General features: G+C 62.7%; 7 protein-coding genes. 4 read left to right on the forward strand and 3 right to left on the reverse strand.

The window, feature by feature from the left end; genetic code table 11:
* Position 1 precedes the first annotated feature (1 nt).
* Positions 2-1,609: a carboxyl transferase domain-containing protein gene (locus ACF8R3_RS00375; protein WP_058639569.1), complete on the reverse strand. Its 1,608-nt coding sequence runs from the start codon at positions 1,607-1,609 to the stop codon at positions 2-4.
* Positions 1,610-1,704: 95 nt separating this feature from the next.
* Complete coding sequence (locus ACF8R3_RS00380; RefSeq protein ID WP_196125888.1) at positions 1,705-2,868, reverse strand: isovaleryl-CoA dehydrogenase; 1,164 nt, start codon at positions 2,866-2,868, stop codon at positions 1,705-1,707.
* 233 nt (positions 2,869-3,101) lie between these two features.
* Here ACF8R3_RS00380 and ACF8R3_RS00385 point away from each other — a divergent pair, with 233 nt between their 5' ends.
* From ACF8R3_RS00385 to glgB, 4 genes are all read left to right on the forward strand, one after another.
* Positions 3,102-4,778, forward strand: a complete 1,677-nt coding sequence (locus ACF8R3_RS00385; protein ID WP_392474904.1) for an AMP-binding protein — start codon at positions 3,102-3,104, stop codon at positions 4,776-4,778.
* Positions 4,779-5,232: 454 nt separating this feature from the next.
* Complete coding sequence (locus ACF8R3_RS00390; protein WP_392514571.1) at positions 5,233-7,251, forward strand: alpha-1,4-glucan--maltose-1-phosphate maltosyltransferase; 2,019 nt, start codon at positions 5,233-5,235, stop codon at positions 7,249-7,251.
* A 70-nt stretch (positions 7,252-7,321) separates the two neighbouring features.
* Positions 7,322-10,642: a maltose alpha-D-glucosyltransferase gene (gene treS / locus ACF8R3_RS00395; protein ID WP_392514573.1), complete on the forward strand. Its 3,321-nt coding sequence runs from the start codon at positions 7,322-7,324 to the stop codon at positions 10,640-10,642.
* Positions 10,639-12,849, forward strand: a complete 2,211-nt coding sequence (glgB, locus tag ACF8R3_RS00400; RefSeq protein ID WP_326384186.1) for a 1,4-alpha-glucan branching protein GlgB — start codon at positions 10,639-10,641, stop codon at positions 12,847-12,849. The genes treS and glgB overlap by 4 nt, the downstream gene beginning before the upstream one ends.
* A gap of 213 nt (positions 12,850-13,062) precedes the next feature.
* Here the strand turns inward: glgB and glgX are convergent, their stop codons facing one another.
* Entirely contained in the window at positions 13,063-15,216 is a 2,154-nt protein-coding gene (gene glgX / locus ACF8R3_RS00405) for a glycogen debranching protein GlgX (RefSeq protein WP_196125891.1), read from the reverse strand.
* Positions 15,217-15,291 lie beyond the last annotated feature (75 nt).

Below are 15,291 nucleotides of genomic sequence, written 5' to 3' on the forward strand. Positions count from 1 at the left end.
GTCACATCCTGAATATGCCGAAGCGGCTCGGTTCGATCGGTGCGTTCAGCGCCGCAGACAAGGCCAGGGCCAGCACATCGCGGGTCTGCGCTGGGTCGATGACGCCGTCGTCCCATAGGCGGGCGCTGGAGTAGTAGGGGTGGCCCTGATGCTCGTACTGATCGAGGATCGGCTGCCTGAGCCTGGCCTCATCCTCGGCGCCAAACGGCTCGCCGCTGCGCTCGCTCTGCTCGCGCTTGACCTGCACCAGCACGCCGGCAGCCTGTTCGGCGCCCATCACCCCGATGCGCGCATTGGGCCACATCCAGAGAAAGCGCGGGTCGTAGGCGCGTCCGCACATGCCGTAGTTGCCGGCACCGAAACTGCCGCCAATGATGACCGTGAACTTGGGTACCTGCGCGCAGGCCACGGCCGTGACCAACTTGGCGCCATGCTTGGCGATGCCGCCTTCTTCGTACTTCTTGCCCACCATGAACCCCGTGATGTTCTGCAGGAACAGCAGCGGGATACCGCGCTGGCAAGCCAGCTCGATGAAGTGCGCGCCTTTTTGCGCAGCCTCGGCAAACAGGATGCCGTTGTTGGCCAGGATGGCGATCGGGTAGCCGTGCAGGTGGGCGAAGCCGCACACCAGCGTGGTCCCGAACAAGGCTTTGAACTCATCGAACACCGAGCCATCGACCAGCCGTGCGATGACTTCACGCACATCGAAAGGCTGTTTGGCGTCAGCCGGAATCACGCCATATAGCTCCTGCGCCGCATACAAGGGCGCAACCGGCGGCTTGCATTGCAGGGCACCGAGCTTGCGCCAGTTGAGATTGGCTACGCAGCGCCTGGCCAGCGCCAGGGCATGCTCGTCGTTCTCGGCGTAATGGTCGGCTACACCGCTGGTGCGGCAATGCACATCGGCGCCGCCTAGCGCCTCGGCGCTCACCACCTCGCCTGTGGCCGCCTTCACCAGCGGTGGGCCGGCCAGGAAGATGGTGGCCTGTTGACGCACCATGATCGCCTCGTCCGCCATTGCCGGCACGTAGGCGCCGCCTGCGGTGCATGACCCCATCACCACGGCGATCTGGGCGATGCCCAGTGCGCTCATGTTGGCCTGGTTGAAGAAAATCCGCCCGAAGTGCTCACGGTCGGGAAACACCTCGTCCTGGCGCGGCAAGTTGGCGCCGCCAGAATCGACCAGGTAGATGCACGGCAGACGGTTCTGCAAGGCAATGGTCTGCGCCCGCAGGTGCTTTTTCACCGTCAGCGGGTAGTAAGAGCCACCTTTGACCGTCGCGTCGTTGGCCACGATCATGCATTCCACGCCTTCCACGCGCCCGATCCCGGCGATCAGGCCGGCTGCCGGAACGTCTTCGCCGTAGACCTGGTGTGCAGCCAACTGGCCGATTTCAAGAAAGGCGGAACCGGCATCGAGCAGACGTTCGATTCGCTCGCGGGGCAGCAGTTTGCCTCGCGAGGTGTGCCGCTCCTGAGCCTTGGCGCCGCCACCCTGGGCTACCTGGGCAAGCAGCACACGCAGGTTGTCGACCTGCGCCAGCATGGCCGCCTGGGACTGGGCGAATTCGGGTGACCGGGGGTTCACTTGGGTTTTCAGAATCATCATGACTCCTGGTGCAGCGGCGCGCCCTTGGCTTGGCCGTGCAAGGTTGTCCGGTGTGGCCACGGCGGGCGTATGAGCCGGCCGCAGCGCCAGCGTGTTCAGCGGGTCTCGTTGAACAACTCGCGGCCGATCAGCATCCGGCGGATTTCGCTGGTGCCGGCGCCGATTTCGTACAGCTTGGCATCGCGCAGCAAGCGACCTGCGGGAAATTCGTTGATATACCCGTTGCCGCCAAGAATCTGGATCGCCTCCAGGGCCATCTGCGTGGCGCGCTCGGCGGTGTAGAGGATCACCCCGGCTGCGTCCTTGCGGGTGGTTTCGCCGCGATCGCACGCCTGGGCCACGGCATACAGGTAAGCGCGGCTGGCGTTGAGCTGGGTGTACATATCGGCGACCTTGCCCTGGATCAACTGGAACTCGCCGATGCTCTGCCCGAATTGCTTGCGGTCATGGATGTACGGCACCACCAGGTCCATGCAGCTCTGCATGATGCCGGTAGGGCCGCCGGCGAGCACCACGCGCTCGTAGTCCAGGCCGCTCATCAACACCCGTACGCCGCCATTGAGTTGGCCGAGGATGTTGTCCTCTGGCACGTGCACGTCATCGAAGAACAGCTCGCAGGTGTTCGAGCCACGCATGCCCAGCTTGTCGAACTTGTTGCTGCGGCTAAAGCCTGCCCAATCGCGCTCGACGATGAACGCAGTGATGCCATGGGGGCCTTTTTCCAGATCGGTCTTGGCGTAGATGACGTAGGTGTTGGCGTCGGGCCCGTTGGTGATCCACGTCTTGCTGCCGTTGAGCACGTAGTGGTCGCCGCGTTTGTCGGCGCGCAGTTTCATCGACACCACGTCCGACCCTGCATTGGGTTCGCTCATCGCCAGGGCGCCGACGTGCTCGCCGCTGACCAGCTTGGGCAGGTATTTGGCCTTTTGCGCGGGCGTGCCGTTACGGTTGATCTGGTTGACGCACAAATTGGAGTGGGCGCCGTAGGACAGCGCGACCGAGGCCGAGGCGCGGCTGATTTCTTCCATCGCCACCACGTGCGCCAGATAACCCAAGCCTGCGCCACCGTATTCTTCCGGCACGGTGATGCCGAGCAGGCCCATGTCGCCGAACTTGCGCCACATGTCGGCAGGGAACAGGTTGTCGTGGTCGATCTGCGCGGCGCGAGGGGCGAGCTCGGCGGCGGCGAAGGTGCGCACCTGGTCGCGAAGCATGTCGATGGTCTCGCCCAGGGCGAAGTTCAGGCTGGGGTAATGCATGCGAGGGCACCTTGTTGTTCTTGAAATGGGATCACGCTGCGAGCGGCAAGCTTGCCTGGGCAGGCAGCTGACGCCGAAAGCGTGCTCAACTGCCTATCACCTTTACGTAAACGTAAACCTGCACCTGCTTTTTTGTCAATTTATCCGTCACCTTTACGTAAACGTAAATCTGAGCCAAAGTGATTGGCGCGCGTTTGGCCCCCTACCCAGAACAATCAAAAGAAGGGACGCACATGACCCAACCCAGCTATACCCGCGGTCGCCAGGACCGCCCCTTGCTTACTCAAACCATTGGCCAGGCCTTCGACGCGACCGTGGCGCGCCTGGGCGAGCAGGAAGCCTTGGTGGCTCGGCACCAGCGCCTGCGCTACAGCTGGCGGCAACTGGCGGAGCAGGTCGAGTCGTGTGCCCGGGCGCTGATGGCCCTTGGGATCGAAACCGGTGACCGCGTGGGCATCTGGGCACCCAACTGCGCGCAGTGGTGCATCCTGCAGGTGGCAACTGCCAAGGTGGGCGCCATCCTGGTCAACGTCAATCCGGCTTACCGGGTGGGTGAGCTTGAGTACGTGCTGCGCCAGTCAGGGTGCAGCTGGCTGGTCTGTGCCGACGCGTTCAAGCATTCCGATTACCACGCCATGGTCCATGCCTTGGTGCCGGAGTTGGCGACCGCAACACCCGGTCAGATCAGCAGTGCCGCGCTGCCTGCCTTGCGCGGGGTCGTAAGCCTGGCCAACGACCCGCCTGCTGGCTTCCTGCCGTGGGAGGCACTGGCCACTTGGGGCATGTCCGTAAGCCGCGAAGCGTGCACGGCTCGGCAAAACAGCCTGCATTTCGACCAGCCGGTGAACATCCAGTACACCTCTGGCACCACCGGCGCGCCCAAGGGCGCTACCCTCAGCCACTACAACATTCTGAACAACGGCTTCATGGTTGGCGCAAGCCTGGGCTTGACTGCGCATGACCGCATGGTGATCCCGGTGCCCTTGTATCACTGTTTCGGCATGGTCATGGGCAACCTGGGCTGCATCACCCATGGCACCACCATGATCTACCCAGGCGACGGCTTCGACGCCGAGTTGGCCTTGCGCGCCGTGGCCGAGGAACGCGGCACCATCCTGTACGGCGTGCCCACCATGTTCATCGCCATGCTCGATCATCCGGCCCGCCAGCGTATGGACCTGTCGTCCTTGCGCAGCGGCATCATGGCCGGCGCCACCTGCCCGATCGAGGTCATGCGCAGGGTCATCGACCAGATGCACATGGCCCAGGTGCAGATCGCTTACGGCATGACTGAAACGAGCCCGGTGTCGTTGCAAACCGGCCCGGATGATGACCTGGAGCTGCGCGTCACCACTGTGGGCCGTACCCAGCCGCAACTGGAAAGCAAGATCATCGACCCGCAAGGCGCAACGGTTGCGCGCGGTGAAACCGGGGAGCTTTGCACGCGCGGCTACAGCGTGATGCTGGGTTACTGGGATAACCCCGAGGCCACGGCCAGTGCCATCGACGCGGCCGGATGGATGCACAGCGGTGACCTGGCGGTGATGGACGAGGCGGGCTATGTGCGCATCGTCGGGCGCAACAAGGACATGATCATCCGCGGTGGCGAAAACATCTACCCGCGTGAAATAGAAGAGTTCTTCTATACCCACCCGGCGGTCGCCGATGCCCAGGTCATTGGTATCCCGTGCAGCCGCTACGGCGAGGACATCGTCGCCTGGGTCAAGCTGCATCCAGGTCACCAGGCCACTGCCGAGGAGCTGCAGGCCTGGTGCAAATCCCGTATCGCCCACTACAAGGTGCCCCGCCATATCCGCTTCGTCGATGAATTTCCCATGACGGTGACGGGCAAGGTGCAGAAGTTCAGGATGCGGGAGATCAGCGTGGCTGAACTGGGCAGGGTCGAGTAGAAAGGTCAGCGACACAGGGTGACTTTTGATCGAAACAACGCAGCCGACGCGCCACGGGCAAAATTGACAGTCGTCGACTTCAATCGCCCGCCGTTAGCGTAGTGCCGTTCACCTGGAGCCGCTCAGCGGCCCCAGCGATCTTGAATGAACAGTCTTACGCCTTTATCGGGGGTTCTTGACTGGGTGGGTCACCCACGGTTGGCGGCACGGTCGGCTGAATCGGCAGGTCATCCGGGTCACGCTCAGGCTCTGGGGGCGGGAGGTTGGGATCGTCAATGTTCGGATCGGGCGTTTCCGGGGGCGTTGGGAGCGTCATGGCCATGCCTCTTGCGGTTGAGTGAACCTGTCCTGCAGCGTTCGACCGCTGGTGCTTCGAATCAATTCATTTTTGAACCCAGGCTTGGTCGCCGCGCTCTCAATCCTTACCGCCACCAGTCCCAGGGAGCAAGGCCTGATGTCTTTGAACGAGCCCTTCGAAAGCGTGCCCACGGCAAATGATCATCCGGACCAGGTCATCAGCCTGTCCCAGGCCTTGATGGCACCGCGTATCGCCATAGAGGACACCCAGCCGGTGCTCGACGGCGGCGCCTTTGCCGCCAAGGCCATCAGCAACCAGCCGGTTTCGGTCAGCACCAAGGTATTCACCGACGGCCACGACCGGATGGCTGTGGTGTTGAACTGGTGCCAGGCCGGTAGCCGTCGCATTCATTGCGTGCCCATGACTTCGCCCGGCAATGACCTGTGGCTGGCAGAATTCACCCCCACTGAAATCGGGCCGCATGTGTTCAGCATCGAAGCCTGGATCGACCCCTACGCCACCTACTGCTACGACCTGGAGAAAAAGTTCAATGCCGGCGTCGGCGTAAAGCTTGAACTCGAGGAAGGGCGGTTGCTGCTGGGCAAGGGCATTGAATTGAGCAGCGGCGCCTTGCGCGAGCAATTACAGGCGCTGCAAGCCACGTTGCAGACGCTGCCCGAGGACGAGCAAGTAGCCCTGCTGCTGGGTGCCGAGGCATCGCAGATGATGGCCGCCGCCGAACACCGCAGCTACCTGACCCGCAGTTGCAACTACCCGCTGGATGTGGACCGCCCGGCCGCGCAATTCGCCAGCTGGTATGAGCTGTTCCCCCGTTCGATCACCGATGATCCGCAGCGTCATGGCACCTTCAACGATGTGCACCAGCGCCTGCCGATGATTCGCGACATGGGCTTCGATGTGTTGTATTTCCCGCCCATTCACCCCATTGGCATGCAGCACAGAAAGGGCCGGAACAATTCGTTGCAGGCCCAGCCGGGGGACCCTGGCAGCCCCTACGCCATTGGCAGTGCCGACGGTGGGCACGATGCGATCCACCCCGAACTCGGCACGCGTGAAGATTTCCGTCGCCTGGTATCGGCGGCAGCCCAGCACGGTCTGGAAATCGCCCTGGACTTCGCCATCCAGTGCTCCCAGGACCATCCGTGGCTCCAGGAACATCCAGGCTGGTTCAGCTGGCGCCCGGACGGCACCATCCGCTATGCCGAGAACCCGCCGAAGAAGTACCAGGACATCGTCAACGTCGACTTCTATGCGCCCGATGCCGTGCCTGGACTGTGGATCGCCCTGCGTGATGTGATCATCGGTTGGGTGGAGGAGGGCGTGAAAACGTTCCGGGTGGACAACCCGCATACCAAACCCCTGCCGTTCTGGCAGTGGCTGATCGCCAATGTGCGCAGTCAATACCCGGACGTGTTGTTCCTGGCCGAGGCGTTCACCAAGCCCGCCATGATGGCCCGCCTGGGCAAGGTCGGCTATGCGCAGAGCTACACCTATTTCACTTGGCGCAACACCAAGCGGGAGCTGAGCGAGTATTTCGAAACGCTCAACCAGCCGCCGTGGAGCCAATGCTACCGGCCGAACTTCTTCGTCAACACGCCAGACATCAACCCGTTCTTCCTCCAGCAAAATGGCCGGGCCGGCTTCCTCATCCGGGCCGCACTGGCGACCATGGGGTCGGGCTTGTGGGGCATGTACTCGGGCTTCGAGCTGTGCGAAGCGGCAGGGCTGCCGGGCAAGGAAGAATACCTGGACTCGGAGAAGTATGAGATCCGTCCGCGTGACTTCACCCAGCCGGGCAACATCATCGCCGAGATCGCCCAGCTCAACCGTATCCGCCGGCAGAACCCGGCCCTGCAGAGCCACCTGGGCCTGACGCTGCTCAACTGCTGGAATGACAACATCCTGTATTTCGCAAAGCGCACCCCCGCCCGTGACAATTACATTCTCATCGCCGTGAGCCTGGACCCGCACAACGCCCAGGAAGCCCATTTCGAACTGCCGTTGTGGGAGCTTGGCCTTGATGACGGTGCCGAAACCCACGGGGAGGACCTGATGAATGGTCATCGCTGGTCGTGGTACGGCAAGACCCAGTTCATGCGCATTGAGCCTTGGCATCAGCCATTCGGTATCTGGCGAATCAGCAAAGTCAGCTGAGCGTGTCAGGGAGCGGGCGCGCCCGCTCTCTGACGGGTTTTTACCGATCAAGCATTCAGAGGAATGGTACATGGCCAAGCGTACCCGCCCGGCAGCCTTCATTGACGACCCGCTGTGGTACAAGGATGCGGTGATCTACCAGTTGCACATCAAGTCCTTCTTCGATGCCAACAACGACGGTATCGGTGACTTTGCCGGGTTGATCAGCAAGCTCGACTACATCGCTGAGCTGGGCGTAAACACGTTATGGCTGCTTCCGTTCTACCCCTCGCCCCGGCGCGACGACGGCTACGACATCGCAGAATACAAAGCGGTGCATCCGGACTATGGCACCTTGGCCGACGCCCGCCGCTTCATTGCCGAGGCGCACAAGCGCGGGCTGCGGGTGATCACCGAGTTGGTCATCAACCACACCAGCGACCAGCACCCGTGGTTTCAACGTGCCCGCCATGCCAAACGTGGCAGCAAGGCCCGTGACTTCTATGTGTGGTCCGATGACGACCACAAATACGACGGCACCCGCATCATCTTCCTCGATACCGAGAAATCCAACTGGACCTGGGACCCGGTGGCAGGCCAGTACTTCTGGCACCGGTTCTATTCCCATCAGCCGGACTTGAACTTCGACAATCCGCAGGTGCTCAAGGCTGTGATCGGCGTGATGCGTTTCTGGCTGGACCTGGGCGTCGATGGCTTGCGGCTCGACGCCATCCCGTACTTGATCGAGCGCGACGGCACCAACAACGAAAACCTGCCCGAAACCCATGGTGTGCTCAAGGCGATCCGGGCCGAGATCGATGCCAATTACCCTGACCGCATGCTGCTCGCCGAGGCCAACCAATGGCCGGAGGACACCCGCCCTTACTTCGGCGAAGGCGACGGGGACGAATGCCACATGGCGTTCCATTTTCCTCTGATGCCGCGCATGTACATGGCGCTTGCGATGGAAGATCGCTTCCCCATCACCGACATCCTGCGCCAGACCCCGGAGATTCCGGCCAACTGCCAGTGGGCCATCTTCCTGCGTAACCACGATGAGCTGACCCTGGAGATGGTCACCGACCGTGAGCGCGACTACCTCTGGAACTACTACGCCGAAGACCGCCGCGCCCGGATCAACCTCGGCATCCGCCGCCGCCTGGCGCCGCTGCTGCAGCGCGACCGGCGCAGGATCGAGCTGCTCACCAGCCTGCTGCTGTCCATGCCAGGTACACCGACGCTGTACTACGGCGATGAGCTGGGCATGGGTGACAACATCTACCTGGGTGATCGCGACGGTGTGCGTACGCCCATGCAGTGGTCGCCTGACCGCAACGGCGGCTTCTCCCGCGCCGACCCACAGCGGCTGGTGCTGCCACCGATCATGGACCCGCTCTACGGCTATCAGACGGTCAACGTCGAAGCGCAGAGCCACGATCCCCATTCACTGCTCAACTGGACCCGTCGCCTGCTCGCCGTGCGCAAGCAGCAGAAAGCCTTCGGCCGCGGCACGCTGCGCACCCTGACACCCAGCAACCGACGCATCCTTGCCTACATCCGGGAGTTCACCGATGCCGATGGCCACACCGAGGTCATTCTCTGTGTCGCCAACGTGTCCCGCGCAGCCCAGGCTGCGGAACTGGACTTGTCCCAATACGCCGACAAGGTCCCCGTGGAAATGATCGGGGGCAGCGCCTTCCCGCCCATCGGGCAGCTGCCGTTCCTGCTGACCTTGCCGCCTTATGGCTTTTACTGGTTCGTGCTGGCTGCCCACGATCGCATGCCCAGCTGGCATAACCAGCCTACCGAGGGGTTACCGGAATTGACTACATTAGTGCTACGCAAACGTCTGGAAGAGCTGCTCGAGTCGCCTTCACGCGACGCCCTGCAGTCCACCATCCTGCCCCAGTACCTGCCCAAGCGGCGTTGGTTCGCGGGCAAGGAAGGGCCTATTGATCAGGTCGACCTGAGCTATGGCGTGCGCATGACCACGGCCGGCACGCCCGTGCTGCTCAGTGAAATCGAGGTGATCAGCGACGGGGTGACAAGCCGCTACCAGCTGCCGTTCGGCCTGCTGCCCGAGGAGCAGATCAGTACGGCATTGCCGCAGCAGTTGGCCTTGTCGCGCGTGCGACGGGCCAATGAAGTGGGCCTGATCACCGATGCCTTTGTGCTCGAGCCGTTCATTCGCGCGGTGCTCCAGGCCTGTCAGGAGGGCCTGCGCTTGTCCTGTGGGAATGATCAGGGCGAGCTGCATTTCAACCACACCGAACAGTTGGCTGGCCTGGCACTGGGTGATGACAGCCCGGTACGCTACTTGAGCGCCGAGCAGTCAAACAGTTCGGTAGTGGTGGGCGATTCGGTGGTGCTCAAGTTGATCCGGCGGGTCAACGCAGGCATTCATCCAGAGCTTGAAATGAGTGCTTATCTCACCGCAGCCGGCTTTGCCAACATCTCGCCGTTGCTGGCCTGGGTCAGTCGCGAGGATGCCCAAGGCGCACCGCACCTGTTGATGATCGCCCAAGGCTATCTGAGTAATCAGGGCGATGCCTGGGCCTGGTCCCAGAACACCCTGGAGCGCGCCATTCGCGACCAGATGCAGCCCTCCAGCAGCGAAGGTGAACCGCACACCGACGCGGTCAACGAGCTGCGCGACTTCGCTTCCCTGCTCGGCCAGCGCCTGGGCGAGATGCACCTGATGCTCGCGGCACCTACCGATGACGAGGCTTTCGCGCCTTATCCGAGCACTGCCGAAGACAGCGAGCGGTGGAGTGCACAGATCAGCACAGAGCTGACCCATGCGCTGGATCTGTTGACGCAGCACCGTGACAAGCTCGACGCGGAAAGTCAGGCATTGGTCGATGACTTGCAGCAGCAGCGCGACGGGCTCGCCCAGCGCGTGGCCGAACTGGCACAGCAGGCGCAGGGCGGCCTGTTGATGCGTGTGCATGGCGACCTTCACCTGGGCCAGGTGCTGGTGGTGCAAGGCGATGCCTACCTGATCGACTTCGAGGGGGAACCGTCCAGGCCACTGGAAGAGCGCCGGGCCAAGCACAGCCCGTACAAAGATGTCAGCGGTGTGTTGCGCTCTTTCGACTATGCTGCTGCGATGATCCTGCGCAGCGCCTCTACCGTGGACCTTTCCGAGCCGGCGCGACAAGCTCGGCAGCGGGTGGCCCGACAGTACCTTCACCAGTCCCGGCATGCATTCATAGAGGCTTATGGCCTGGCCACCGCGGCCATGCCCCACGCCTGGGAACACGCCGAAGGCGAGCGTGCGGCACTTGAGCTGTTCTGCCTGGAAAAAGCGGCATACGAAATAACTTATGAAGCCGAAAACCGTCCAAGCTGGCTGGCCGTGCCTTTGCATGGCCTGCATGGACTGATCAGTACCTGGGGAGAGTCAGAATGAACGTTTCAACGCGTGAAAACGGCGGTCTTGGCCAACGGGACCTGGATGCCCTGGCGCGCGCCGAGCACGCCGATCCTTTTGCGGTGCTGGGGCCTCACACCGATCCTGCAGGGGGCGTGACCATCCGTGCCTACTTGCCCAATGCACTGGGCGCCCGCGTGCTGGCGCGCGACGACCAGCGCGTACTGGCTGACATGCAGCCCGGCGCGATACCTGGCCTGTTCACCGCGCGCCTGAACGAGGCGCTTCCCTATCAGTTGCACATCAACTGGGCTGGCGGCGAGCAAGTCACGGAAGACCCCTACAGCTTCGGCCCGCAGCTTGGCGACATCGACCTGCACCTGTTCGCCGAGGGCAATCACCGGGACCTGGCAGGGCGTTTTGGTGCCCAGCCGGCACAAGTCGACGGGGTGGACGGGGTGTGCTTCTCGGTATGGGCACCCAATGCGCGCCGGGTATCGGTCGTGGGCGAGTTCAACAACTGGGACGGTCGTCGGCACCCGATGCGCCTGCGCCACGGTGCCGGGGTCTGGGAGCTGTTCATTCCACGCCTGGGCGTGGGTGAGACCTACAAGTTCGAGGTGCTGGGCAAGGATGGGATCCTGCCGCTCAAAGCCGACCCCTTGGCCCGTGCCACCGAATTGCCGCCCAGCACCGCTTCCAAGGTGGCCGGTGCGCTAGCCCATGAATGGCGCGACCAGCAGTGGATGGACGAGCGCGCCCAGCGCCACGCCTACGGCGCCCCCTTGTCGATCTACGAACTGCACCCCGGGTCCTGGCGCTGCGAGCTGGACGAAGCTGGGGAGGTGGGGCGTTTCTACAATTGGCGTGAGTTGGCCGAGCGCCTGGTGCCCTACGTGCAGGAGCTGGGTTTCACCCATATCGAGCTGCTGCCGATCATGGAGCACCCCTTTGGCGGCTCGTGGGGCTACCAGCCCCTGTCGATGTTCGCCCCGACGTCGCGCTATGGCACGGCAGAGGACTTCGCCGCCTTCATCGACGCCTGCCACCAGGCACGCATCGGCGTGATCCTGGACTGGGTGCCGGCGCATTTTCCCACGGACGAACATGGTCTGGCGCGCTTCGACGGCACGGCCCTCTACGAATACGACAACCCGTTCGAAGGCTATCACCAGGACTGGAACACGCTGATCTACAACCTCGGCCGTAACGAGGTGCGGGGCTTCATGATGGCCTCGGCGCTTCACTGGCTCAAACACTTCCACATTGACGGGCTGCGGGTAGATGCCGTGGCGTCGATGCTGTACCGCGACTACTCGCGCAAGGCCGGTGAATGGGTACCCAACCGCCATGGCGGGCGTGAGAACCTCGAGGCCATCGACTTCATCCGCCACCTCAACGGCGTGGCGGCGCATGAAGCGCCGGGTGCCTTGATCATTGCCGAGGAATCGACGGCCTGGCCTGGCGTGAGCAAGCCAACCGAAGAAGGTGGCCTGGGTTTCCACTACAAGTGGAACATGGGCTGGATGCATGACTCGCTCAGCTACATCCAGAACGACCCTGTGCACCGTGCACATCACCATAACGAGATGAGCTTCAGCCTGGTATACGCCTACTCCGAGCACTTCATCCTGCCGATCTCCCACGACGAGGTGGTACACGGCAAGCGCTCGCTGATCGACAAGATGCCGGGCGATCGCTGGCAGAAGTTCGCCAACCTGCGTGCCTACCTGGCCTTCATGTGGATGCACCCGGGCAAGAAATTGCTGTTCATGGGCTGCGAGTTCGGCCAGTGGCGCGAATGGAACCACGACCACCAGCTGGACTGGTACCTGCTGCAGTATCCGGAGCACCAGGGTGTACAGCGCCTGGTGGGCGACCTGAACCGCCTGTACCGCGATGTGCCTGCCCTGCATGAACAGGACTGCAAGCCCGAGGGCTTCCAGTGGTTGATCGGGGATGATGCGCAGAACAGCGTATTCGCCTGGCTGCGTTGGAGCAGCGCGGGCGAGCCAGTGCTGGTGGTTGCCAACTTCACGCCCGTGGTGCGTGAGGGCTACCGCATCGGTGTGCCGTTCGGGACGCAATGGCAGGAGCTGCTCAACAGCGATGCCGAAGCCTATGCGGGCTCCAATGTCGGCAACATGGGCACGGTCGCCTCGCAGCAGACCCCCTGCCATGGTCAGCCGTTGTCGCTGGCGCTGAACCTGCCTCCGCTGGCGATACTGGTGCTCAAGCCGGTCTGATCGTCAGCTACCCGCGGGCGTTCTGCCCGCGGTGGCTTTACCGCACTGGCCGGCCGTCATAGTCCGGTTGAAGGTGTAGAGCGTGCCTGCCGCAGGCTCAAGCGGTAACAGTCGAACCACCAGAAAAAACCCGCCGGGCAATCCCTGTCTGAGATGGCCCGGCGGGTCTGTAACGACTACGTCACGCATTGCGCGTGACGTATGCGTTTGCCATCACTCTTCGCTGTGCTGGAGCACCATCAGCGCCACCGAGCGCCCTGTCAGGTCAAATGAGCTGTCGAATGGCAGGTCTTCGGGTTTGCGCAGTTGTGGCCGGTCTGTATCCATCACGCAGCTCCAGTGTTCGCCCTCTGGAACGCTGGGCAGTTTGAACGGCACGGTATCGTGGTGGGCGTTGACGATCAGCAACACGGTGGACTCCGAACCTGGACGGGCAATGCCACTGACCTGCGCACGACCATCGATCAGCATGCCCAGGCAGCGACCGTTAGGGTCTTCCCACTGTTCAACGCTCATCTCGTTGCCATCGGGCGCCAGCCATGTCACGTCCTTGACGCCGATTGCCTCGTTGTAATCGCCCACCAGGAAGCTTGAACGCCGCAGCACCGGATACTTCTGGCGCAGACGGGTCAGGCGCTTGACGAACGCCAGCAGTGCCTGGCCTTCTTCATCCAGATCCCAGTTCACCCAACCGATTTCGCTGTCCTGGCAATAGGCATTGTTGTTGCCGTGCTGGGTGCGGCTGAATTCATCGCCGGCAACGATCATCGGCGTGCCCTGGGCAAACAGCAGGGTCGCGAAGAAGTTACGCATCTGGCGCATGCGCAAGGCGTTGATTTCCGCATCTTCGGTCGGGCCTTCGGCGCCGCAGTTCCAGGACAGGTTATTGCTGGTGCCATCCTGGTTGTTCTCGTCGTTGTCCTCGTTGTGCTTCTCGTTGTACGACACCAGGTCGCGCAAGGTGAAGCCGTCGTGGGCCGTGATGAAGTTGACCGACGAATACGGCCTGCGGCCGCGGTTGTTGAACATGTCGCCAGAGCCGGTCATGCGGGCGGCAAAATCGGCCAGTTGGCCCTCGTCGCCCTTCCAGAAAGCGCGCACGGTGTCACGGAAACGGTCGTTCCACTCAGCCCAGCCCGGTGCGAAATTGCCCACCTGGTAGCCACCTGGGCCACAGTCCCATGGCTCGGCAATCAGTTTGACTTGCCGCAGCAGCGGGTCCTGGCGGCAGGCTACGAGGAAGCTGTGACGCTCACTGTAGCCGTCGTGGTAGCGACCCAGAATGGTCGCCAGGTCGAAGCGGAAGCCGTCGACATGCATCTCGCCTGCCCAGTAGCGCAGCGAATCGGTCACCAGTTGCAGGACGCACGGATGGCTCAGGTCCAAGGTGTTGCCGGTGCCCGAGTCGTTGATGTAGTAACGCTTCTGGTCGGGCATCAGGCGGTAGTACGACGCGTTGTCGATGCCGCGCATGGAGAGCGTGGGGCCCATCTCGTTGCCTTCGGCGGTGTGGTTGTAGACCACATCGAGGATCAGCTCCAGGCCCGCGTCGTGCAGGTGCGCCACCATCTCCTTGAATTCGGCGATCTTGCCGCTGGCCAGGTAGCTTGGGTGCGGTGCAAAGAACGCGATGGTGTTGTAGCCCCAATAGTTGTTCAGGCCCTTGTCGAGCAGGTGCTGGTCATTGACGAATGCATGGATGGGCAGCAGCTCGATGCTGGAGACGCCCAGGTCCTTGATGTGCTTGAGCAGCTCGTCGTTGGCCAGGCCCGCGAAGGTGCCTTGCAGGTTCTCAGGCACGGCCGGGTGGCGCTTGCTGATGCCCTTGGTGTGGGCCTCGTACACGACGGTCTTATCCCAAGGGGTTTGGACACGGTTGTCCCGGCCCCAGGTGAACGCCGGGTCGATGACCTTGCACTTGGGCACGAAGGGGGCGCTGTCGCGCTCGTCGAACGACAGGTCACCGTCTGGGTGGCCAATGGTGTAGCCAAACAGCGCCTCCGACCATTTCAGCTCACCGACCAACTGCTTAGCGTAGGGATCGATCAGCAGTTTGTTGGGGTTGAAGCGGTGGCCGTTTTCAGGCTCGTAAGGGCCATGCACGCGATAGCCGTAGATCAGGCCCGGGTGCGCGTCAGGCAGATAACCGTGATAGATCTCGTCGGTGTATTCAGGCAGCTCGATACGCTCGAGCTCTTTCTCGCCGGTGGCGTCGAATACGCACAGCTCGACCTTGGTGGCGTTCGCCGAGAAGATGGCGAAGTTCACGCCCAGGCCGTCCCAGGTGGCGCCGAGGGGGTAGGGTAAGCCTTCGCGAATGCGCGACGGTGCAACGGAGCGGGTTTTCTTTGCGGTGCGCGGGCTCATGGCAATCCTCGAATGGCCTTGTCTGGAAAATAAGGTTGGGTACTGCAACGGCCTTGTCGTCATCAGGCCTGGCAA

It is taken from the genome of Pseudomonas sp. FYR_7 (genome assembly GCF_043106155.1).
Classification (GTDB): domain Bacteria; phylum Pseudomonadota; class Gammaproteobacteria; order Pseudomonadales; family Pseudomonadaceae; genus Aquipseudomonas; species Aquipseudomonas parafulva_B.